The sequence below is a fragment of the Paenibacillus sp. FSL M7-1455 genome, assembly GCF_038004655.1.
In the GTDB taxonomy this organism is placed as follows: Bacteria; Bacillota; Bacilli; order Paenibacillales; family Paenibacillaceae; genus Paenibacillus_AQ; species Paenibacillus_AQ cookii.
Map to the genome: position 1 here is coordinate 3,212,515 of NZ_JBBORO010000001.1, position 23,021 is coordinate 3,235,535.

Annotated in this window: 19 protein-coding genes; 3 read left to right on the forward strand and 16 right to left on the reverse strand. The window is 52.7% G+C overall.

The features are described 5' to 3' along the window. Positions 1-42: 42 nt before the first annotated feature. Complete coding sequence (locus tag NYE48_RS14845; protein ID WP_339324657.1) at positions 43-315, reverse strand: barstar family protein; 273 nt, start codon at positions 313-315, stop codon at positions 43-45. Positions 316-335: 20 nt separating this feature from the next. Then, entirely contained in the window at positions 336-815 is a 480-nt protein-coding gene (locus tag NYE48_RS14850; protein WP_340999211.1) for a ribonuclease, read from the reverse strand. A gap of 227 nt (positions 816-1,042) precedes the next feature. Here NYE48_RS14850 and NYE48_RS14855 point away from each other — a divergent pair, with 227 nt between their 5' ends. Continuing rightward, positions 1,043-2,011, forward strand: a complete 969-nt coding sequence (locus NYE48_RS14855) for a phosphotransferase family protein (RefSeq protein ID WP_340999212.1) — start codon at positions 1,043-1,045, stop codon at positions 2,009-2,011. 61 nt (positions 2,012-2,072) lie between these two features. Here the strand turns inward: NYE48_RS14855 and NYE48_RS14860 are convergent, their stop codons facing one another. Both NYE48_RS14860 and NYE48_RS14865 read right to left on the reverse strand, forming a co-directional pair. After that, positions 2,073-5,288 (reverse strand): discoidin domain-containing protein, encoded by a 3,216-nt coding sequence (locus tag NYE48_RS14860; protein WP_340999213.1) that lies wholly within the window; start codon positions 5,286-5,288, stop codon positions 2,073-2,075. Positions 5,289-5,361: 73 nt separating this feature from the next. After that, a complete protein-coding gene (locus NYE48_RS14865; protein ID WP_340999214.1) occupies positions 5,362-6,444 on the reverse strand; it encodes a peptidylprolyl isomerase in 1,083 nt (360 codons plus the stop codon). A 287-nt stretch (positions 6,445-6,731) separates the two neighbouring features. Between NYE48_RS14865 and NYE48_RS14870 the strand changes: the two genes are divergently transcribed. Then, positions 6,732-8,060 carry an NCS2 family permease gene (locus NYE48_RS14870; protein ID WP_340999215.1) on the forward strand — a complete coding sequence of 443 codons (1,329 nt, stop codon included), beginning with the start codon at positions 6,732-6,734 and terminating at the stop codon, positions 8,058-8,060. Between the two features lie 98 nt (positions 8,061-8,158). Here NYE48_RS14870 and NYE48_RS14875 read toward each other — a convergent pair whose 3' ends face one another. From NYE48_RS14875 to NYE48_RS14915, 9 genes are all read right to left on the reverse strand, one after another. Further along, the gene (locus NYE48_RS14875) at positions 8,159-9,529 is read right to left on the reverse strand and encodes an ABC transporter substrate-binding protein (protein WP_340999216.1); all 1,371 of its coding nucleotides are present in this window, start codon (positions 9,527-9,529) and stop codon (positions 8,159-8,161) included. A gap of 135 nt (positions 9,530-9,664) precedes the next feature. After that, a complete protein-coding gene (locus NYE48_RS14880; RefSeq protein ID WP_212950785.1) occupies positions 9,665-10,501 on the reverse strand; it encodes a carbohydrate ABC transporter permease in 837 nt (278 codons plus the stop codon). Between the two features lie 18 nt (positions 10,502-10,519). Further along, positions 10,520-11,452 (reverse strand): carbohydrate ABC transporter permease, encoded by a 933-nt coding sequence (locus NYE48_RS14885; protein WP_445323994.1) that lies wholly within the window; start codon positions 11,450-11,452, stop codon positions 10,520-10,522. Between the two features lie 188 nt (positions 11,453-11,640). Then, complete coding sequence (locus NYE48_RS14890; protein ID WP_340999217.1) at positions 11,641-13,245, reverse strand: response regulator transcription factor; 1,605 nt, start codon at positions 13,243-13,245, stop codon at positions 11,641-11,643. Next, positions 13,245-14,969, reverse strand: coding sequence for a sensor histidine kinase (locus NYE48_RS14895; protein ID WP_340999218.1), 1,725 nt, complete (start codon positions 14,967-14,969; stop codon positions 13,245-13,247). The genes NYE48_RS14890 and NYE48_RS14895 overlap by 1 nt, the downstream gene beginning before the upstream one ends. Before the next feature lie 97 nt (positions 14,970-15,066). Then, the gene (locus NYE48_RS14900; RefSeq protein ID WP_340999219.1) at positions 15,067-16,194 is read right to left on the reverse strand and encodes a glycoside hydrolase family 88 protein; all 1,128 of its coding nucleotides are present in this window, start codon (positions 16,192-16,194) and stop codon (positions 15,067-15,069) included. 271 nt (positions 16,195-16,465) lie between these two features. Then, positions 16,466-16,801: a TFIIB-type zinc ribbon-containing protein gene (locus tag NYE48_RS14905; protein ID WP_212950780.1), complete on the reverse strand. Its 336-nt coding sequence runs from the start codon at positions 16,799-16,801 to the stop codon at positions 16,466-16,468. 154 nt (positions 16,802-16,955) lie between these two features. Then, a complete protein-coding gene (locus tag NYE48_RS14910; RefSeq protein WP_340999220.1) occupies positions 16,956-17,762 on the reverse strand; it encodes an NAD-dependent epimerase/dehydratase family protein in 807 nt (268 codons plus the stop codon). A gap of 23 nt (positions 17,763-17,785) precedes the next feature. Beyond that, the gene (locus NYE48_RS14915) at positions 17,786-18,073 is read right to left on the reverse strand and encodes a GNAT family N-acetyltransferase (RefSeq protein ID WP_036713809.1); all 288 of its coding nucleotides are present in this window, start codon (positions 18,071-18,073) and stop codon (positions 17,786-17,788) included. A gap of 217 nt (positions 18,074-18,290) precedes the next feature. Here NYE48_RS14915 and NYE48_RS14920 point away from each other — a divergent pair, with 217 nt between their 5' ends. Then, entirely contained in the window at positions 18,291-19,700 is a 1,410-nt protein-coding gene (locus NYE48_RS14920; protein WP_340999221.1) for an amino acid permease, read from the forward strand. Between the two features lie 157 nt (positions 19,701-19,857). Here the strand turns inward: NYE48_RS14920 and NYE48_RS14925 are convergent, their stop codons facing one another. From NYE48_RS14925 to NYE48_RS14935, 3 genes are all read right to left on the reverse strand, one after another. After that, positions 19,858-20,433, reverse strand: a complete 576-nt coding sequence (locus NYE48_RS14925; protein ID WP_340999222.1) for a YdhK family protein — start codon at positions 20,431-20,433, stop codon at positions 19,858-19,860. Between the two features lie 174 nt (positions 20,434-20,607). Continuing rightward, positions 20,608-21,465, reverse strand: a complete 858-nt coding sequence (locus NYE48_RS14930) for an NmrA family NAD(P)-binding protein (protein WP_340999223.1) — start codon at positions 21,463-21,465, stop codon at positions 20,608-20,610. A gap of 38 nt (positions 21,466-21,503) precedes the next feature. Continuing rightward, positions 21,504-22,934 carry an MFS transporter gene (locus NYE48_RS14935; protein ID WP_340999224.1) on the reverse strand — a complete coding sequence of 477 codons (1,431 nt, stop codon included), beginning with the start codon at positions 22,932-22,934 and terminating at the stop codon, positions 21,504-21,506. Between the last annotated feature and the right edge of the window lie 87 nt (positions 22,935-23,021).

Consider the following 23,021-nt stretch of genomic DNA (forward strand, 5'->3'; position numbering starts at 1 on the left):
ACATTTCAAATACTTATATGTAATTTTGCAGTCGGCCGAATCTTATTCGAGTTCCAACCGGAAGCCTTCAAGCTCCTCCTCGGCGTCGCGAAAGAGCTCCAGCAGAGAATGGCTGTATTCCCCCAGCTTCTTTTCGCTTTCCTTAAAACGGACCCAACGAACCGTCAGCGGCATGTCGACCCACCCGGTCAGACTATCCCACAACGCGTCCAGATTGCCGCCGTAATGATCGGGCAAATCCAAACCTTCCTTGAGGACGGCATGCAGCTGGTCGATGCTCCCGATGTTCCCGCCATCTAAAATGATCGTTCGCATTTGTTAAGCTCCTCCAATGCTTACTTGATTTGCTCAAACGTCTTGTAATGGTCTTCCGTCTTGTAAATTAAACCGTCATTGGAAAAAAGGATGCGGTCTTTTCCCCGGTGTCCGGATGTATAGTTGATATCCGCTTCATACCAGACCCGCCCTTTTTTATCGGGCAATTTTTTCTCGCGGTTCCGGAAAATATCGCCGCCAATGCTTTTTCCCGGCGCAACCTTATGCAGGTTTCCCTTTTGGGCGTCCCAGCCCAGCTTTTTCGCTTCGTTTTTCGTAATAAAGTTGTCGGGAAGTTTATGATGCTCCTTGATGTAATCCGCAACGCCCTCAAACGTGGTTAAACGATCCGGCTGCTCCTGACGGTCTTGCCGCTGCGCCGGCTGGTGGCTCGGTGGGTGGCCCGGTTGCTGGGTCTGCTGTATTTCGGCCACTCCGCAACCGGTCAAAAGCAGCAAACAGCTGAACAACACAAATAATACGGATTTTAGTGCTTTCAATGTTTCATCCTCGTTTCTTTTATGTAATGGTCTAATGATGTCCGGCGTCCCGTCATCGGAGCGCAAACAAAAAGCCTAAGGAATGAGATCCGAAGGCTTTGAACGGCTGTTTTTATCGACACCTTATTCAACATCATATCAATCCGGAAAGAAAAAGTCTATATTTTCGGCCGGATTTTATCTATGCTTGGAGGGCCGGCAAAACTTGTGTACGGGAGTGTTGTTCAATGAATGGAACGGATCATCTAGATTCAGCGGATTTGCAGGAGTATATTCGGGATGTTTTGGGTACCGGCTATTCCGTTGCCGAGGTGTCGAGGATGCACGGAGGCGCGCAAAAAGTCGTCTACAAGATCGGCTGCAGCAATGGATTTTCCTGCGTGATGTACGTATGGGATTTGTCGATGAATTATTTTCAAGAAGAAACGGTGCATCAGGATTCGGGCCAGCGATCCTTCGGCAGCGATCTTTTTGAACATAACAATAAGCATTTGACGCAAAAAGGCATTCGTACGCCTTCTCTTTACGACGTAAATAAAGCACGGAACCGTTACCCTTTTGATTATGCCCTGGCGGAATACGTGGAAGGACAAAAAGCGGAGGACTATTTCCATCATTCCGATTCAAAAGTCCAACATCAATTGTTCCAACGGTTGGGGGAAATGCTTGCGACCATGCATGCCGACAAAAGGGAAACCTTCGGAAATCTGGCGGAGCCTAAATTCAGCGCGGGAACCGCTCAGCAGGTTCAAATGGAAAACGCCAAAACGCAGCTGGATTACGTTTCCCGCCACATGGAACGCATAGCAGCGAACCATGGGAAACTGCTTGATACCATGAACGAGCTTGAATCGAGGATCTCGCCGCGGACGGAGTACGGTTTTATTCATGGAGAACTGGGACCCGATCATGTTCTGGTGAATAACAGACTGGAACCCTATCTGATCGATATTGAAGGGGCGATGTTTTTTGACATCGAACATGAGCACAGTTTTATGTCGTTCAGGTTCGGCGAGTTCTACCGGTATCTGAAACATGATTCGCTCGATGAAGACCGAATGCGTTTCTACCGCTTCCTTCATCATATTTCGCTGACCTCGGGCGGTTTGAAGCTGCTTCGCCGGGGGTTTCCGGATCAGCGATTCGCCAAAGAGTTGGCCGATTACCATTGCGAATGCGCATTAGCTTTCCTTTAAATGAGGAGCGCCCGTTTCCGCGGAAACAGGCGCTTCGTTTCATCTTCTCTTGTTAAAATGGCTACGGGTTAAGCAGCCGCCCCGCGTCCCGCAGCAAAAACTCCGCGGCTTCGGCAGAGATGTGCTTCCCCTTTTGGGCCTCCACTTCTTGAATAAAGCTGCCTGCATTCCGTTTTTGCAATTTTTTCAACAGGCTGTTTGCGATCCCTTGGTTGTCGATCCAGCCGCGATTCGCGAAATGCCTGACCAGCTCCCCGAGCGTTTCATAACTGGTCAGCACCTGAAAACGGACGGATTTTTCAGCCCCGTTCCCCGCCAAATCCTCGGCTTGAACGGTCAATACATGATCTCCAGGCTCCAACAAGTACAGAGGTACGCCGTCTAATGTCCCTAATTTGTTACCGTCCAGCAGCACTTCGGTTTTCGCCTCGTCGACTCCGGTCAGACGGTCCGAAATGTCCAATTGCGGTTGAAGCATGCCAGTGTTATATACGGAAGTCGTTACCGAACGGATCGTAATTTCCGGTGCCGTCCAATCGACCGTGATGCGGCTGGAAGCTTCAAAATGGCCGTCATCCGTTTGGGCGGTGATTACCGCCGTTCCTTCTCCTGCCGCCGTCACCGTTCCCTGATCGTCCACCGTGGCCACCCGGGCATCGCTTGTGCTCCATGCGATCTTTGGATTGGTCGCGTTTTCCGGCGTAACGGTTGCCTTCAGTTCCACACGGCGATCGGAAGACTGATTAAGCACAAGCTGCGGCTGATCGAGCGAAATTCCCGTGACGGGAATATGTTCAGGAATGTGCTCTACGATCAGCTCATTGAGCGCAATGTTGCCCCAAACCCGGTTGCCATCATTCACCTTCAACCGAAGTTTATAAGCGTTTACCGTCGGAAAAGCAACGCTTTGGCGTTCTTTCGTGCTGTCGTTCAGCTTCCACTCGATGGTAGCATCGGATAACGCGGTTAGCCAGCGGCTGCCGTCGAAATATTCCACGTCAAAATCGGTAATGCCTTGGCCGATGCCGAAAAAAGTGACCAACGTGACTTTATTGACGGGCACCGGTCGATCTCCGTAATCCAGGGTGATGTAACCCGGAAAGCTGATATTGGTGGCGCTTCCCCACGCCGAGTTCAAATTGCCGTCAAGGATGTTCGTAATTTCGCCGGCCCCTGTCGGAAAACTCGTCGTGACCATGTCTTTGTATAAATCAGGATTGTTGTATAATTCAAGTTCGTTCAGCGAAAGATGTCCCGATTGCCGATTCCCGTCATGGACCTTCAATCTCAGTTTAGAGAAACGGGTCAATGGGAATTCCACGGATTTGATCTCGTTATAGCCGGTCGTCGAATCCCACGTCAGGTGAACTCCCGTTCGAATCGGAACCCAGGAAGAGCCGTTATGATATTCCAGATCGAAATCCGTGATCCCGGATTCTTTCCCCATTCTCGTATTTAATTTCAACTGGTTGGCGGAAACGGGTTCATTGCCGAAATCCAGCGTAATATCGTTCGGAAACGCAGGCGAATCCTCGGATTTCCAAGCCGTGTCGTAATATTTGTCGTTAATGCTGCCGATCGGCTCGGAAGGGGAAGAATGAAACGACGTGCTGGCGACGGCCAGCGGCGCCAAATCATCCACAGGCGTGCTGACCGGACGGATCCGTACGATATCGATCGGGTCCGGCATGGAGCCGGCCGGAGGCACGCTGCCTTCATATTCGTGCGCGCCGATGTCGGGAGCCTCGTTGTATAGCGGATTGCCGAAATAGTCCCGCCCTCCGTTGTCGTTTATCCGTATGCCCGCCCCAATCAACGGGGAGCCGGCTTGCAGCTTGTATCCGCCGACGGTATTCATGCCGATCGAACCGCTTCCGGGGTCGACGAATTTCGGATCGGCGGTCACCTTATGCGCATCGGCCTGCACTAACGTGTTCCCTCCGTAATACGCGTTGTAGTCGAAGGTCTGGCCCCGCAAATCCCAGCCCCGGTCGCCGACGCTGTAATACACGTTGTTATAATTTTTGATGTTGCGCGGCGTGCCCGAAGCTTTCGTGAAATAATCGCTCATTACCGGGTTGCCGGACGCTTGGCCTACATAAACCGTATTGTTGTAATTATAGACGTTATCGATCGATCCGCTGTAACGGAAGATGCTTTTCCGGTCATTTTGGCTGATGTTGTATCGCACGATCGTGTTGACGGTGTAATAGGTATCGTTGACAAAAAGCATGAACCCGCCGGCGTTGTCGTGGCTGTAATTGTATTGGACCAACGAACCGATGTTGCCCGCATCCACGTCGAAGCCGTGGCCGTCCTCTGCGCCGTTGACGCTTGCGAACGATTCGTTGAATTGCACGAGATTGTTGTCAGCATAAGCCCACCAAATCGAGGCGTTGGTTGCCAGGTATGTGGCTTGACCTACCGTATTGCGCTCGACGACCGCCCCGTCGGTTACGTTCCATGCGATCCCGCCGGTTGCCGCCCGGAGCACGGTGTTGTTGGATATTTTGACGTTCGTGGAAGGCGTCCACGGTCCGTAAGGTTTCGGCACCCACGGCCATAAATCGCCCATGCCGTAGCGCAAAATGCAGTTGGAGCCGATGTATATGCCATAGGCGTCCACATCCGTCAGCGTGTTGCCGTCAATCAGAATATCGTTAAAAGCACTTGGGGTGTTCGATCCGACCGAGTCGACGATAATTCCTCCGGAACGGGTCGTATAAGAACCGTCCACATCGTGGATATTCAAATTTTTGATATAAATATGATTCAATATGCCTGCTTCCTCATTCAAAATATAGACGCCTCTCCGCTGGCCCCGCGGGTTCTGCCAATCCCTGTCGAAAGGCAGCGGCGAGCTGTTCGTCACCTCGAGGTTGTTGATTTCCCAATACTGCTGATTTTTCAAAAAGACGGCTTCCAGTTCGGACGTCACCCCGGCGATTAACGGCTTGCTGCCGGTGCCGTACATGTCGATGACGATCGGGTTCCCATGTTCCCCGGAGCCTTTAGGCCATAATCTTCCATTCCAGCTTCCCCCGGCTTTAAACAAAATTTTGTCGCCCGGGGCAAAGGTCGTTGCGTTCACTTTATCCAGCGACTTCCAGGCGGAATTTTCGCTTGTGCCGCTGTTGCCGTCATCCCCTCCCAAACTATCCACGTAATACGTGGTTCCGGCGGCCTTCGCCGCAGGCGGCAAAGCGATCACCAATGAACAAAACATGGAGAAAATCAGAATCATGCCGATTGCTTTTTTGAATCCCCGTCGGCTCAATGAGCAACATTCCTTTCCGTTTTTGATTTGAGGATTTTGCAAAAATCCTCGTTTATGTAATGCCTGATCGGCTTTACATTCGAAACGTCTTGTACAGTCGTTCATTGACGACAACCCGCGCATCCGCGATCCGCTGACGAACGTAACCGGCATAGCGGTCATCGATATAGTCTTTGGACACTTGATCCTTTACGGCATCAAAAGCCAAATAGCGGGAGCCAGCCCTCACGTTCTCCAATCTTTGGATCAGGTAAAAACGGCCGTTTTCTTCGATGATTCCGCTGATCTCCCCGGCCTGCAGCATCGAAGCCGCCTGAGCTACCGGACTTTTGGCGTTATGCCTGAAGTTGTCCAAAGGATAGGATTGCTCCGCAACTTGTCCATCCGGACCGATTTCCTTTGCCGCTTGCTCGAATGCCATGCCGTTTGAGATTTTCGCCGCCGCTGCCTCGATTTTTCGTTTCGCCTGGGCCTTCCGGCGTTCATCGGCATGCAGGTCCGCATCAAGAAAAGATATCGATATCTGCCTCGCCTTTACGGCTTCGGGCGCTTGGTACAGCTCGCTTTTTTTCGTTTCGTAAAACCGTTTCAGCTGCGGTTCGTCCGGTTTCCAGTCATGTTCCGCCAAATGCTTTTTGACCGACAACACCGCATTCACCATCGCATATTCGAAATAAGCATCCTCGGTATATTGGGCAGGCCCGAACACCACCTCATGATTTTCGATGGCCTTTGCTCTTCTTTCATTTTCGTTCTCTAAATTTTGCAAAAAAACGTCGTAACGGATATCCGTCAGCACTCCCTGTTCTTTGGCGATCAGCTGCTGGACTTTCAAATTCACGCTCTCCTCCAGCGCTGTCCTCTTCAAACGCTCAAGCGGAGTTTCCCCGCCATAGGTCTCGGTCCAAAAGGAGGCCGACTGCCCGGCGCCGTATTTTTCGTGAAAATAGTCGATGACGCGGGCTTTGTTCGCTTGCACGGCTCTTTGAAACTCGCTTAAGAGGATCGGTTCGCCGTTTACGGTTGCCATCGGATCGTCGGATCGGTTGGTTTTGGAGAAAACGGGCCTTTCAACGAAGATGAACGCAATGGCTGCAATGACGGTCATTCCGGCGATAAGCCACACGCTGGATCTGCTTAATTTTCGTGACGTCATGGCCATAAGCACCTCCCTCGTCCTTGAATTTTTTGGCAATGAAAACTTTGATCTCCATCATACGGCAAGAAAATATCCAAATCATGTTATAAATGCTTCGCAAATCCATTATAGATTTCATCAGAAAACGCTTACAATTTAAAGTTCTTTACTTTTGTTTCATATTTTTTACCTCATTGCTGACATAAATGTGATACAATCATGCACATGGCGGTTTTGCGCCGCCATTTCTTTCAATACCATTGAAAGGGTTGGGTGAGGGGCTACAATGGAAAGCAGGTATTCGGTTGGTCCACCAGGAAAACCATGGACCGTCGCATACGAAAGAGAACGCTTCACCTAGTCCGGCTTCCCGCCTTGCCCCGAGCGCTTGGCGGCGGGAGCTGTTAGCGGGAGTCGTATCTTTTTTTGCGATCGTCTACATTATTATTGTGAATTCATCGATATTGGCGGATGCCGGCATCCCCCAGGAAGCCGGGATTATCGCCACGGTTCTGGCGTCGGCGGTCGGGTGCTTCGTCATGGGCATTTGGGGAAAAGCTCCCTTGATCATCGCGCCCGGGATGGGGATTAACGCCATGTTTACCTACACGCTCGTCCAAGGGATGGGGTTGACGTGGCAGCAGGCGCTGGCGGTCGGCATGATGTCCGGCCTCTGTTTTTTGGCCATCAGCATGACCTCTTTCGTCGAAAAGTTGCGGTCGGCCATTCCCGCCTCGCTTCAGGAAGCCATCTCGGTCGGCATCGGCCTCATGCTGGTCCTGATCGGATTGCATAAAGGCGGCGTGATCGCTTCGGATCCGTCCTCGGTAATTGCCATGCGTTCGTTCGCCGATCCGGGCGTGCTTGTAACGCTTGCGACGTTGGCGTTGACGTGCATCCTCTACATGAGCAACGTGCCCGGCAATTTGCTGCTGGCCATCATCGGAGGAACGGTGCTGGCTTATCTGCTCGGAGCCGCGCCTTCGAAGGCGGCGGATGTTGGAGGGTCCTCGTGGTCCACTTACGGAGACGTGTTCGGGCAGCTGTCGGTGAAAGGCGCCTCAATAACGACGTTGATCGTCGCCGTATTTTCGCTGACGCTTGTCATCGTGTTCGAGAACGTCGGACTCATTAACGCCCAGTTGAACATGAGCGGAAAACAGGAGCGCTTTAAGCGCGCCATCCAGGCGACTTCGTTCACCGTCTTTTTGAGCGGCCTCTTCGGCACAAGCCCGACGGTCTCTACCGTGGAGGCTGCCGCCGGCATTTCGGCCGGAGGAAAAACCGGCTGGACCCCGATCGTTACGGGGACGCTGTTTTTGCTCTCGCTGATCGCGATGCCGGTCATCATGCTCGTCCCGGATCAGGCGGTTGCGCCGATCCTCGTTTTTATCGGGGGGTTGATGATGCCGGCGGTCCGCAATATTTCCTTTAAACGGCTGGAAGAAGGGTTTCCCGCGTTTTTTATCATCGCGTTTATCCCGCTGATGCACAGTATCGTGGACGGGATCGCGATCGGTTTCATCAGCTATGCCCTGTTCCATGTCGCGGTCGGCAAATGGCGCGAAGTGAAGCCCCTCTTTTATGTCGTGTCGCTTCTCTTCGTGATCTATTTCGTGATGCAGGCGATTTGATCCGCACAAACGAAAAAAAGCCCGCTTCGTACGCTTTGGCGTGCGAGCGGGCTTTTTTAGCTGCCTGCTGCTTTTGGCTTGAGTCAGTTGAAAACCAACTACTTTGCTTCTTTTTCGTTAATGATTTTGGTCGCTTCCTCCACCATCCACTTCTGAACGTCGTCAATCGGTTCGTTGCTCAGCATGAATTTGCTGAACCCGTCATCGATGACTTTGGTCAGATCGGAAGAGCTTGTCGTCACGATCGGCGAAGCGTCCAAATATTTGATGTCCGGACCAAACAGCGTGTTTTTCAACGAATCCACGTCGTACATGTCCTTGTTTTTGCCGACCAGACGGTCAAGCACTTTGTTTTGGTCGGATTTTTTCCAGCCGGAGAACTCCATTCTCGATTCCGAGTCCGTCGTCGTCATGAAGCGCATCAGCTTGTAGGCTTCTTCTTTATGTTTGGACGTTGCCCCCATTGCCAGCTGGCCGCCGCCCACGAAATATTTGCCGCCCTCGTAGTTTTTAGGCAAAGCATTCTGCGGCGGAAGCGGTACCGGCGCAAACGCGGTTTTGAAATCATGCGGATACTGTTCCACGTTCCCCGGATCCGGGATCATGAAGCTTCCCGAAAGCAGCATCGCGGCATCGCCGCTGAAAAATTCGCTTCGGTAGTTCAGCTTGGCGGCAAGCGTATCGGCGTAAGGCTTCGCGGATTTGTCGATGTTCTCCATGTCCTTGCGAAGCTGGAAGAAGTATTTGTACGTCGGGTCCGAAAGGATGGTGGTGCCGTCATCGTAGCGGAACGGGTCTTTCATGACCGTCTGGGCCGGCGCGTTCATGTACAGCTCCCATGTATGGAAATACGTGCCGTAACGTTTGTCGACGCCTTCGCCTTTGGTCAGCTTTTTCGCGTAATCGCGGAAATCGTCCCATGTCCAGCCATAGGTCGGCACGGGCAGCCCCGCTTCGTCCAACGCATCTTTGTTGAGCAGCACGAACTGATAACCCGCGGTCATCTGCATGCCGTAATATTTGTCGCCTACCTTCGGATTGACGTAATATTCGTCTTCCGGCTTTAACCCTTCTTTGTCGTAAAATTCATTCAACGGAGCAAGCGCCCCCCGGGCCGCCCGTTCGATCACGGTGCCTGAGCTCGGCAGGTTGACGACATCGACGGCTTCGCCGGACGATATGAGGAAATCGAGTTTTTTCAGCATTTCCACCGAGTTGCCGGGAACCAGCACGACATGCTCTACTTTGATGTTCGGATTTTGCGCTTCGAATTCTTTGAGCATCGCGTCCGTCGCGGCTTCCTGATCGGCATTGTCCCAGTTGTAGTACTTAATCGTGACTTGTCCATCGGACGATATCCCGCTTCCGCCGGCCGAACCGGAATTGCCGCCGCATCCGCTCAGCGCGGTAAACGCTGCCAACAACAGGCAAAGTGAAGCCACAAAATTCCGTTTGCTTTTCCTTCTCATTTTTCTGCCCCCTAAATATGGAAGATCCTCATCCTTGCAACCCCAGTATAATCACTGGCCGCGGTTCGCAAGTGCATAATTTTGAGGTATAACGATCACTTTTTTGACTTTTTGAAACCGCATACGCGATCAACGTCAGCCCTTGACCCCGCCCAAGGCGATCCCGTTGATGACCTGTTTTTGCAAAATGATGAATACGATCAAAAGCGGCACGATCGCGGAAAGCGAGGCCATCATCATGATGGCGTCGTTGGTCGTATAATCGTCCCGGAACAAGGTCATGCCGAGCGGGATGGTATACAGGTCCTTCGTCTGCAAAAAGATGAGCGGGTTCTGATAATCGTTCCACGACCAGATGAATTTGATGATGGCCACGGTCGCCAGCACCGGCCGGCAGAGCGGGACGATGATCGACGCGAAGGTTCGGAAATGGCCTGCCCCGTCGATTTTCGCCGCTTCGATGTATTCATCGCTGATCCCCACCATAAACTGGCGCAGCAGGAACGTAAAATAAATCGAAAACATGCTCATGAAAATCAGCGCGACATGCGTATCATAGAGCCCCATCCAGCGGATGAGCATGAACCGCGGAATCAGCGTTGCCTGGTCCGGGATGATCATGAAGGCGAGCAGCGCCGTAAACACCAGGTTTCTCCCGCGAAATTTAAGCTTCGTGAACGAATAGGCCGCCATGGTCGACACGAGCAAGGTGATGAACGTAACGATGACGGCAACCTTGATCGAGTTGAAATAAATGTGCAGGAAGGGGACTTTCCCCATCCAAACCGCTTTGAAATTGTACACCACATTTATCGATTTAGGAATCCACTCAATGGGAAAACGCATGACGTCCTTTTCGAATTTAAACGCCGACGAGACCATCCACACGAACGGAATCAGGAAAAATACGGATAAAGCTCCCATTAGCACCGTCGTAATGAGCTTTGAAATATTTCTGCGAATAAACGGCATGGTCGTCCTCTCCTCCTTCTACTCTTCTTTTCTCATTTTCCAGGTAGCTGCCGTAATAGCCGCAATAATGGCAAACAGCAGCCAGGAAATCGCGGAAGCATAACCCATGTTGTAGTTCACGAACCCTTCCTCGTAGATCCGGAACACGATGACCGTCGAGGAATTTTCCGGCCCTCCTTCCGTCAGGTAGGAAATGATATCGAACACTTTAAAGGAGCCGATCAGCATCGTGATGAGCAGGAAAAAGGTTGTCGGGCGAAGCAGCGGAACCGTAATTTTAAAAAACTTCGTCAGGGCCGTAGCGCCATCGATTTCCGCGGCTTCATACAGTTCGCTCGATATGTTCGTAAGTCCGGCCAGATAAATGATGATCGTATACCCGAGTCCGGCCCAGGAGCTGATAATGGCGATCGAAATGAGCGACGTTTTGGGATCCACGAGCCATTTCGGCGGGTTGGAGATGCCCAGGTCCATCAGGAACTGGTTCACCGGCCCCAAGGAAGGATGGAACAATGCGCTCCATACGGCCGCAACGGCAATGATGGACGAGATATACGGTATAAAAAACACGACCTTAAAATAGTCCTTCCAGAACACCTTGTTATGGATCAAAACGGCGAGCACGAGCGCGATCGCGATCGGAACCGGAACCGTCAGGACGGTATAAATCAAATTGTTTTTCAGCGCCTTCAGGATCGTCGGATCCTGAAACATGTGAATGTAATTTTCGAGCCCCGCGAATTTGATCCCCGAAATCCCGGACAAAAGGTTCCAGGAAGTAAAGCTTAAATACAGGGAAAATCCAAGCGCAAAAACATTGAGCAGCAGCATCCCGACGATTTCGGGAGCAAGGAACAACCAGCCGACGAGGGCCTCCTTCCGCTTGGGCGTCCAAAATTTGCGGGCTTTCTGAGGTTTCTCGGCCTTCAGAGTTGGTTTGGCAGCTTCCACTTGTATCACCTCAACATGATTAGTTGGCCTCAAGGCCGCGTGTACGATTTGCAAAATCCAGGGATTTTTGCTTATATCATAAAAAGAATCCATCCTGCTCGAAGGATGGATTCTGACCTGGTATGGGTAATATTTTGACTTTTTCCGCACCGAGCCGATGTTGGCCGGCCGCCGTGGCTGCAAGCGCTTCATCTCGCGGTTTTGCTTACGGCATGCTTCGCTTTGTACTCGCTTGGCGTCATCCCGATGTATTTCTTGAACACTTTGGAAAAATAGGTGCGATCGGAATAGCCCAGCCCCATGGCGAGCGATTCCAAGGTCTGCGCGGAGCTTTTCATCATTTTGGCGGCGATGCCCATTTTGTATTGGTGGACGTAATCCGTAAAATTGACGCCGGTGAGCCGCTTGAAATAGCGGGAAAAATAACTGGAATTCAAATATAAATACCGGGCGATGTCGATCGAAGTGATATTGTCGGCCAGGTGCTGGTCGATAAATTGCTGAATCACCTGCAGCTTCGGCTCTTGGATGGCCCGGGCCGCTCCCTTCTGCTGATGCTGCGCGATGTGCGCAAGCTGCCTTTCCGCAAGCTCCATGCAATCGTCCAAGGTTCTCGCCGCACGGAGGTAACCGTATCTTGTCTCATCCGTCTTTTTCCCCGCAAAGATGACGTCCATGCGGCGCAGCAGCAAGGTAGGAATCGTAATTTCCTGAATGAACTCGGCCGGTTCAAAACGCTTCTCCTTGGCCATGTGCCCGATGGAAGCGGCCAACTCGCGAATGGCGGAGAGATCGTTTCCCAACACCGCACGCTCAAGCTCCGCTTTCATACCGTCCAACGTCCCTTGGGGCAAAGGCAAAAACATGTTTTGCACGAGGAGCTGCATGTCGGCAGCCGTAAAATTCCCATTCTCGTAAAACTCGTATTTGTGCCGAATCATCTGATGATAGCAGGAACCCAGGGCCGCAAGCTCCATTTTGTCCGTCACGGCCGAGATGTTTAACCGCAATTTCAAAAATTGCTCCGTCCGGGACCGCAGCTCCCGCAAATAATCCCGAAAATGGGAGCAGGCGTTGCCGGCCAAATTCAACCTGTAATTATATAAAACGATCAAATGATCCTGCTCCATGAACGGCGTGATCCTTTCGTATGATGAAGCGAGCTCGACGGCGATATTGTATACGGCATAAGCGATCAACGGGACGTTGCCTTGAACGTACAGCCGTTCAAAGGTCGCATAATGCAAATGCGCGATCCCCATCATGAACCAAGGGTATTGCCATGAGATCCCGAGCCCGGCCGCGTACTCGCGCGTCGTTTCGGGATGCACTCCGTCCAGCACCCGTTGGATGAGACCCTGCTTGAACAAATCGCTGTTATAATTGGAGCTTTTCTGAACCAACGGAGTTCCTTTGGAGCGGAGGAGCCGGATCGATTTTTGCAAACTTTGCTCCAGCTGCGCCGCGGTCAACTGATCCTTGAGCAGGTAATCGTCGGCGTTCAGCTTGATTGCCTGCTGGGCATAATGAAAATCTTCATGGCAGGTCAAGAAAATGACACGGGTGTCGGGTTTCATGCCGCGGAATGCCTCGGCAAGCTCAATCCCGTTTTTTTGCGGGAGTCCGATGTCGGTCACGACAATGTCCGGCCAAGTCTCCTGGAACATATGCAGCGCTTTGGCGCTCGAATAGGTCGAACCGACGATATGGAGCTGGAGCGCATCCCAATCGATCATTTGCTTCAGCACCTTCAGCATCGGAACGTCATCGTCGATCAACATGACTTTAAACATCAGATAACATACCTCCCTGGATGAGTATTGCGGGTATCCCGATCCGGAATTCGCAGCACGGCGGTGATCCCCCGCCGCTTGTTCGGAACCAGCGCGATTCCCGCTTCCGAACCGAAGGATAACCGGAGCCGCTGGGCCACGTTGATCAGCCCCACCCTGTCATAAGGGGTATCCGGGCCGGAATCGGGGATTTGCAGCCGGTCGTTCACCATTAAGAGCCGTTCTTCTTCGATGCCGTCGCCGTTATCCTCGATTTCGATCGTGACGAATCCCTGTTTTCGTTGGGCGCGGATCCGAATGCAGGCATCCGGATGATCCATCAGTCCGTGCACGATCGCATTTTCGATCAAAGGCTGCAGCATCAGCTTGGGCATGGTCCAAGACGCTAAACCGGGTTCCAACTCGATCGTAAGCTGCACCGGGATGTCGTTCCGGATTTTCATGATATCGACGTAATGGCGCATCAATTCGCATTCTTCCTGCAGCGTCGCCGGTTCGTTAAATTTCATGTACGCGCGTAGCAGGCTCATCAAGGAATCGATAATGCCGCTGTGCAGATGATCCTGCTGCAGGATCAGGCTGCACTTGACCGAATTGAGCGTATTGATCAGAAAATGCGGGCGAATCTGCATGAACAGCGCCTCCAGCTCCATGACCCGCTTTTGCTCCTGCTCCTGTTCGATGTCGTGAATCAGTCCCTGAAGCTGATCGAGCATCGTATTCAGCGTGCGGCTCAGCTCGGCGATGTCGTCCCTTCCCTTCACTTCCAGCCTGGCGTCCAAATTTCCCATGCCGAACTGCCGGACGACGCGCTGCAGCTTTTGGATCGGCCTGTGCAGCCTTTTAGCGATAAACATCGACGAAATCGAAAAAATGACGAAAAACAAAACGACGCCCCCGATCCCCGCGTAAAAGGTCCGCGAAATTTTCCCGGTAAACGCCTCTTTGCTGGCCTCATAAACCAAGGTCCAATCCGCTTTGTCGAGCGTCACTTCCGAGCGGAGGTTGGACGGGGGGGCTGCCGGATCGGGCGCGGAAAGCTCCGCGCTTCCGGCAATGCGGTTCTGTTTTGCATCAAACAAGGCCACCTTGCCGAACTCGACCGGCTTGAGAAGCTTTTCGAAATACGATTGGGAAATCCCGATCAGAAGAACCGATAAATACTGCTTCTCGTGTTTGTCGTGGATGACCCTGGCAATGTAATAGGTTCCGGCTTTGCCCGGGTTGTCCCTCACCATGCCGAGCCACTGCAACGTTTCCGGCTGGTTGAAATCGATTTTGCCGTACAATTCGTCCAAGTGCTTGTTGACGCTTGTCATGTCGTCTTCGCTCGAAGGAATGATAAAGCGCTTACGGTTTACCAGATACATCCGGGTATTGTTGTTCAAAGGCTTGGACGTGATCAGGGAAAAGACGCCTTTAATCTCGGTGAAGTTGGTGTAATCGTCGTAAGACCGCAGACGGTCCGTATCGGCGAAGTTTTTCAGGTATTTTTTGAAGCTTGTATCGTTCACCATGAAATGGGAGGCAAACGATGCGTCGTCTATGGTTTTGCCGATTTCGTCGGTCATGACCTTCAAAAAATTGTCGTTCGTCAATTGCAGCTTCTCTACCATCGTTTCTTTGATGAGCGCAAAGGAAATCACCGAAACGGTGATGATCGGCACGATAATGAACAATAGGAATGACAGCTGGATTCTGCGGTAATAGTTCAGCTTGAACATGGGTGACTTTCTCCTCTTTCATGCTTCTAAGATGATCATGCTACCCGTATCGTATCTCGTCTCGGACAAGTTGTCATTCCTTTTTGTCGAATCCCGGTCATTTGCGTTCGTGCCAATATCCCGAGATTCCCTTCTCCAATCGCATGAGCGCCTCCAGGTAATAATAATCGCCCCAAATCATGTAATCGTCGGGAGAGATGCCTCCGTTGACGTGATACGATCCGTGCTTCAGCAGCCCTTCCGCGTCTTCTTCGCCGATGGTGGCATACCGCTGGACCAGGCTTGTCATCGATTTGATGAGCATGTCCTGAAAATAGCTCCGGTCCGGGTCCCGTGCATCCAGATGGGAGATCAACTCCAGCAGGCCTGCGGCCGCAATGGCGGATGCGGAGCTGTCCCGGTAGGTGTCGGCGTTTACAGGTGCGTTAAAATCCCAATAAGCGACATGATCCTCAGGCAGATGTTCCAGGAAATATCGGGCAAGGCGTTTTGAAGTTTCCAGGAACCGCGGGTTTTGGGTATACCGGTAAGATAACGCGAACCCGTAGATGCCCCAGGCCTGCCCACGCGTCCAGGTAGAACCGTTCGAATACCCTTGATGCGTCGCTCCTCCAATGGGTTCCCCCGTCTCCGTGTTAAAAAAGAATGTATGATACGAACTGTCATCGCCCCTGACAAGATACCGCCTGGATTTCTCCGCCTGCGCGGCCGCAGCGTCCCGATAAACCGGGTCGCCCGTTTGTTCGCTTGCCCAGTACAATAGCGGAAGGTTCAGCAGACAGTCGATGATGATCCGTCCCGCTTCCTTGGCGTCGTCCTTCCTGCCCCATGCCTGGATGTAACCGCCGGGTTCCCGCCACCGCTTCATCAGCACATCCGCCGCTTGCAGGGTTAACTGCCGGGCGGATTCGTCCTTCAAGACGATCCACTGGGCTTTGGCGGATAACGAATACAAAAAACCGATATCATGATGATCCAGCACCACATGGTCCTCCAGACGTTTGCGAAAGCTCGCGACCGTCGCTTCGGCGGCCTGGCGGAACCGATCGTCTCCGGAATATTCGTAACACAGCCACAGCATCCCCGACCAAAATCCATCGGTCCAGTCGTCGTTATCATTGAGCTCGTACGTTCCGTTTCGGCTTACATGAGGGAATTTCGGTCCGAACCGGTCGATATTTTTTAACGTTTTGGCCACGGCATCCTCGATCGCTTGGGTCCACATATGATACATCCCCTATCCTGATTGGTTTACGATTTTAGAACCATCATATCGGATTCAAGGGCTCGCCAGGCGCGCGAATTTGTTCAGTGATGTGCACAATTTTGACTTTTTGCCCCAGAAAACGAACGCGTTTCGAAAGCACAGCGCCGGCGAATCCGGGATATCAATCGTTGGCCGGATCCAACGAAAAAAGCCCGGCATTTATCCTAAGATAAGCCAGGCTTTCATTTTCGTATATCGCATATGCATGTCTTGCGTCCCACGGTTAGTATCAGTCGAACAAGTCCCCGAACACGTCCAGCACGCTTTTTTTCTTTTTCTTGTTCGGGTACGAGGAATGGCCGTGCTTGTCATATTCGGAGTAGTGCTGCTTCGGCGGCGGGTAATGCTGTCCGCTTGGCTGGTGTCCCTTGGGTGCGCGATGCTCATCGGAATCCCCGTAGTACCATTCGTTATATTTCGGACGCTCTTCCCGGACGTTCGCCATCAGCTTGTCCAGTTCCCCCCGATCCAACCACACCCCTTTGCAGTTCGGGCAAATGTCGATCAGGATACCGTCCTTCTCCACTTCCTTCATGCGAGAACCTTCGCAAATCGGGCAATTCATATTGAATTCCTCCTTGGGATCCATTTACAAATTTCACGGCTTAACGCATATTACGGATCAATGCAGGAATGGTTTCAAAGCTCCATGATTTTCATCGGCCTAACTTCGCTTGGGTTTCGGCTAAAGACATCATCGTCGCTTCACCATGACGGCTTCACTGCGGCTCCCGTTCTCTCCGCCCCGCCTTCCGGACCCCCGGACCGCCCTGAAACTCGCCGAGATCATGCCTTATGTCTTCTCCTCCGCATTTTTGGCTCGCCAACACCTCTGCCGCATCATCCCTTGGCCGGTAGCCGATCAGCTCGCTCAGATACCCGATGTCGTAGTAATTGTCTGCATTGGCCGATGTCCCGTATAAGGTGAGGTACGTCAAAGAGGGATCGGCCTCAATGCAGCACATCGCCAGATGCACCATATCGCGGCGCGAAATCCAGATATGCGTGGCCCGGTCCGAATGCGGCCGGTCGTCGCCCGGAAAGTTGCCGATCCGGATATTGAAGGAAGAAATCCCGTACTGATCCGAATATAACCGGCCCAGCAGCTCAATATAGCTTTTGCTTAGTCCATAAAAACTGTCGGGGCGGTGGTCTTTGGGGGTCACTTGTTCGCCTATCCGGTAAAAACCCGTCGCGTGGTTCGAACTGGCGAAGATCACCCGCGAGACGCCCCCTTTGCGGGCGCCTTCGTATACATGATAGGCTCCGGTCACGTTAACGGGGAGCACCTTGCCAAGGAAATCGTCCTCATCCTTCGCCCAGCCGAAATGAAGCACCGTATCCATGCCCTGCAGCGCCGTTTCGACGGCTTGCGCGTCCGTGACGTCCAGCTTTTCGATGCCGCGGTCCGGATCGGGAGCGATGTCGGTGGCGATGACGTCGTACCGGCCGGCGGCCCGCAAGCCTTCGGCCAAACAGCTCCCGATCCGCCCGGCGGCTCCGGTGATCAGAATTTTTTTGTTCATTGACGAATGTCCTCCATCATGACCTATTCTTTTTCACCCCGTTGCCACACATCCTGGTAATCCTTATGCCGTTTAAATTGGACCAATGCGAACGAACATGCGGGAACGATCTTCTTGCCTTCCTTGCGGGCCAGATCCACGACGGCCTTCACCAGCTGATCGCCGATTTTCTGGCCCCTTAGCTCTTCCGAAACGAACGTATGTTCAATCATGATCGTCTGTTCATCCACCGGCCGGAAAGTGATTTCCGCGACCTCCCGTCCATCCTCGACCATGACGAATCCTCCGCCGATCTCACGAATTTCTCTCATTGGCACACACCCCATCTCGCTTTTTTCCGTCTCTTCTATTCTTCCCCGTCGCGGAGTCTGCCGAAACGTTTAACAAAAATATCAAACCGAAAAAAGCTCTCTCCTGAAATTTACTCTGGTGCTTTACCAGAAGAAAGTGTATGATTAATACCTGTCAGTGTTTTTTATTCATGCAATTTGCGACTTCATCATTCGATTATTAAAGGAGTTTGTCATCATGACCAGACACAAATTGGGCTTCTGGATCCTGACCGCGCTTGTCGTCGGCAACATGGTCGGTTCCGGAATTTTCATGCTTCCCCGCTCCCTGTCGGCAGCGGCAAGCCCTGCGGGCGTCATTCTGGCCTGGATTGCTACCGGGCTGGGCGTGCTTACGCTCGCGCTTGTCTTCGGAAGCCTTGCCGTCCGCAAACCTGAACTCAGCGGCGGTCCGCAAATTTATGCGAAGGAACTTTTCCGCGAAGGCTCGCAAGGCTCGCTTATTGCCGGGTTTATGTCCACTTGGGGATATTGGGTCGGCAATATTGCGGGTTTTGTGGCGGTGATCACGACGTTCGCCAGCTACCTTTCCGCCTTTTTTCCGGTGCTTACGAGCGATAAGGTTTGGGTGGATTTCGGAGGTTTTACGTTAAAAGCAGGCAATGTCCTGACGTTCCTCGTCTGCTCTTTGCTGCTGTGGGGGACGCATGCCATCTGCCTGAAAGGAATGAAAGGCGCAGGACGCCTCAATTTCATCGCGACGGCAACCAAGGTCATCGGCTTTGTCCTGTTCATCGTGATTGCGTTATTCGCGTTCCAGCAAAGCAACATCGGGCCGTTTCTGGCTCCGCGCACCAACGAAAGCGGCGAGACGCTTCGCCTGCTTTCCCAGGTGAATGCGGCTGCGGTTGCGACGCTGTGGGCTTTCATCGGCGTCGAATCCGCGATGGTCTTTGCCGCCCGCGCCCGCCGGAAGCAGGATATCCGCCGCGCGACCATCGCGGGGCTGCTGATTTCGATCGTGCTGTATGTCGGCATCAGCATGCTGACGATGGGCCTCCTGACGCAGGAGCAGCTGATGGCTTCCCAGAATCCGTTAGTCGACGGCATTTCCGCCGTGACGGGCCCGATCGGGGGCAAGCTATTGGCGGGTCTTGGGCTCATCAGTTTGCTCGGCTCCACGATCGGCTGGGTGCTGCTCAGCGCCGAGGTGCCTTTTCAAGCGGCCAAGCTGGGCGTGTTCCTCCCGTCGTTTTCCAAGGAAAACGGCAAAGGCATGCCTAAGGTTTCCCTTTGGGTCTCCAACGCGCTCGGCCAGATTTTGCTGCTGTCCACGGTTTCCGGCTCCATTTCGGCCGCATTCGATTTTATCATCTATATCGCTACGCTCGCTTATTTGGTGCCTTACCTGATCGCTTCGCTTTATCACCTCAAGCTGATCTGGACCGGCGAAACCTACGCGCTGCGGAAGGAGCGCGTAAGCGAGGGAATCATTGCCGGATTGGCGGCGATCTATTCGCTGTGGGTGATCATCGCGGGAACGGCGGATCTCAAGACGTTCCTGCTCGGAGTTGCGCTGATCGTCAGCGGCATCCTGTTTTACCCGCTGCTGCGGCGGCATCGGAAAACCGGAAACAAAACCGCATAAAGCCATAAAAAGTCGTGTGTCCGAATGCAAATCAGGCGTCCATCTCTCGATGGGCGCCTTGTTTTACGCAAGTGGAAGATGGGGAACGGGCATCGTCATCGGCAGCCGCTCCGGGGAAACAGGACGAAAGAGGCTGAATGGTCCGGGTACGGGGGGGTTAACTTTTATATAATCTTTCGGAAAGCTCCCTTTCCACGACCCATTTATGGTTTGTTACCGGGGCTCCCCCGTTTGTCGGGATGTAATCCACCATATATACCGTCGTCCGGTCGGCCGTTTCGATCGTGGCCTGAGCCCCCATCATGCCTTCCATATGATCGGCTTCCAATATCACGTTCTGTCCCGGCTCCAAGGGTTGATTGCCTGCATCCTTGATTTCTTCCTGAATGACCCACTTATGGTTGCGCACCGGTTTGCCTCCGTCCGTCGGCGTGTACGTAACGGAATAGGCTACGGTATCATAAGCGCCGACCACTTTTCCCGTGGCCCCGTCCATGCCAGCCATATGTTTCGCGTGGATGACCACGGTATCTCCCACATGGTATGTCGGATGCTCGGCTTCTCTTAACCCTTTCGGTACTTCTCCCGAATCGGAGTGATGATGCATGCTCATCATGCCCATTTCCGCATTTTCCTTTTCCGCGGCGGTTTCCGCATGGCCGTTGGCACCACGGTCGCAACCGCTTGTCAGAAGCACGGCTGCAAGGCACAGAGAGACGATTCTTTTGTTCATCGATGTCACACACCTTTGCGTTTTTTTGGTCTTGCCCGGGAACCCCCTATGCCTTAACATTTTTACCCAAAATCGCCGAGATATGAGATGCAGATGTTGATATATTATTTTTTTCAGGCTATGCCGTCCGGCCCCAAAAACAAAAAAACCGCGGCATCCGCGGTTTTCTGTTTATTACGGTCTCCAAAACGAAGCATGCTCGCGGGCAAACTGTTCCAGCGACTTTGGAGGGCGCCCGGTGATGCGCTCGACCGTATCGGTTACCAAATCCTCCTTGCCATGGAGCATGATGTCTTCATCCATTCCGGCAAGAAACCGGGCATAATCTTCCGCCATGCCAAAAGACGTCAACCGGTTCGCCAGCTCCCCCGTGCTTACATGTATATGATGAATCGCCCGGCCGGCCGCCGCGCCGATGATTTCACCCGCTTCCGCGTAAGTCAGGGAATGCGGACCCGTGATGATATGATCGGTGTTGTGGGGCTGATGATCGATCAGCGCCCTCACCCCTACTTCTGCAATATCGTCGGCGTCCACGAACCCGACCCTGCCTGCCCCGGTGGCGGTGATCATGTTCCCTTCACGGATGATTTGGGCTCCATGATGGCCTTCGGTGAAATTTTGCATGAAATAGGACGGCCGCAGTACCGCCCATTCCGGAACGCGCTGGCGTATGGCCTGATGTATCTTGCCAAAAACCGGGCCGCCTTCGGGGATCGAAGCGCTGCCGAGAAAAACGACCCTGCGTACGCCTTCCCTTAAAGCTTTTTCCAGAAAAGGCAGCACGATTGGCGAAGGATCCATCATCCCAACCGGACCGACCAAATACAGCTTATCGACGTTTTTTAAAGCGGGTGCATGCGTTGATTCGTCGAACCAGTCAAATGTCACTTGCTCGCCTGCCCCGAGAGTAGCCGATTGCCCGCGGCTCGCGGTTCGAACGCCGTATCCTAACTCGATAAGCCGTTTCGTAATGCGGCTTCCCGTTTTGCCGCTCGCGCCTGTTATCAAAATTTTGCTGTCGTTGTTCATGTCTGGTTTCCCCTTTTCAGATTGATTGGTCTAAAATATTAATGCGAAGCCATTTCTTTTTTCTCCACCTTGGATGGCTGTTTTTTCCGTTTGAGGGTGATAAAAGTAACGGCTACGCCCAGCAGCGTCATGACGGAGGCCGCGAAAAAGGACATATGAATGGCATGATTCAAATCGCTTGATTCCAAGGCTTCCAACTTCAGGCCCGATCCGAGGTTGGCGGAGATGATCGCCATGATCGCGGCCAAACCTACCGCACTGCCTATTTGCTGGCCGGTCGAAATGATGGCCGACGCCACGCCTTGCTCCTTGGGATCGATGCCCGTGCTTCCCGCAATGAACATGGTCGTAAACACGAGCGCTTGACCCAGCCCGACGATGACGGTACCTGGAATGATCCCCCAGGCGGAGCCATTCTCGGATAACTGCGTGAGCACCAAAAAACCGATGCCTCCCAGAATCATCCCGATGGTGACCGTACCGGCCACGCCTGCCATGGACAGCATTTTATTAATGAGCCTTCCGCCCAAAAAAGCGCTGATCGTCAGCGGCAGGAAGCTGACCCCGGATTGAATGGCCGAGTAATGCAGTACCTCCTGCGTATACAGGGTTAGAAAATAATACAGCGAACCAAAGGAGGCCGAAAATAAGACAGCAATAAGCGCCGCTCCGGTTAAATTGCGGTTACGGAACAGCCTGAACGGGATTAACGGTTCTTTTGTGCGCTGTTCGATCACGACAAACAAAACGAGCAATAACGCGCTGAGCAGTCCAAACGGCAAGGTTCCCAGGCTTAGCCATCCTTCGACCGGGGATTGGATCAAATAATATACGATAAGGATCATCCCCGCCGTCACCGATATCGTTCCCAAGGCATCATAACGCTTCGGTCCCGAAGCCGCTTTGTTTTCCGCCAGCACGAACGGGGCAAGAATAAGCGTGATCAGGGCGATCGGCACATTCACGAAGAACGTGAACTCCCAGCCCAAATAACTGGTCAAAACTCCGCCAAGAAGCAATCCAAGCGACAATCCGACGCCCCCCATCGACGCCCAAATACCCATCGCCCGGTTGCGTTCGGCGCCTTCGTCAAAATTGGACATGATCAGCGACAACGTGGAAGGCGACAGCAGCGCCCCGCCCAGGCCTTGCAATCCTCTCGCCGCGATCAACACCATTTGCGAATCCGCCAATCCGCCAAGAAGCGAACCGGCGCCGAAAAGAGCCATGGCAATGATAAACATGCGCCGCCTTCCCATCAGGTCGGACAATCTTCCTCCAATCAGCAAAAATCCGCCGAAAACGAGCGAGTATGCGCTAACCACCCACTGCAAATGATTCGCCGAAAACCCCAAATCCGCTCCAATCGAAGGCATGGCGACAAAAACGATGGTATAATCCAGCGCCAATATCAATTGGGAAACGGCAAGAAGAATGAGCGCCAATCCTTTATGCCTGCTTTTGTTCATGGATATCTCTCCTTTTCGCAATTTACGGACCAAACGGTCTAATTTGAACAAAAATATTTTTGACTATTTAATCTAGAATGATCAAAG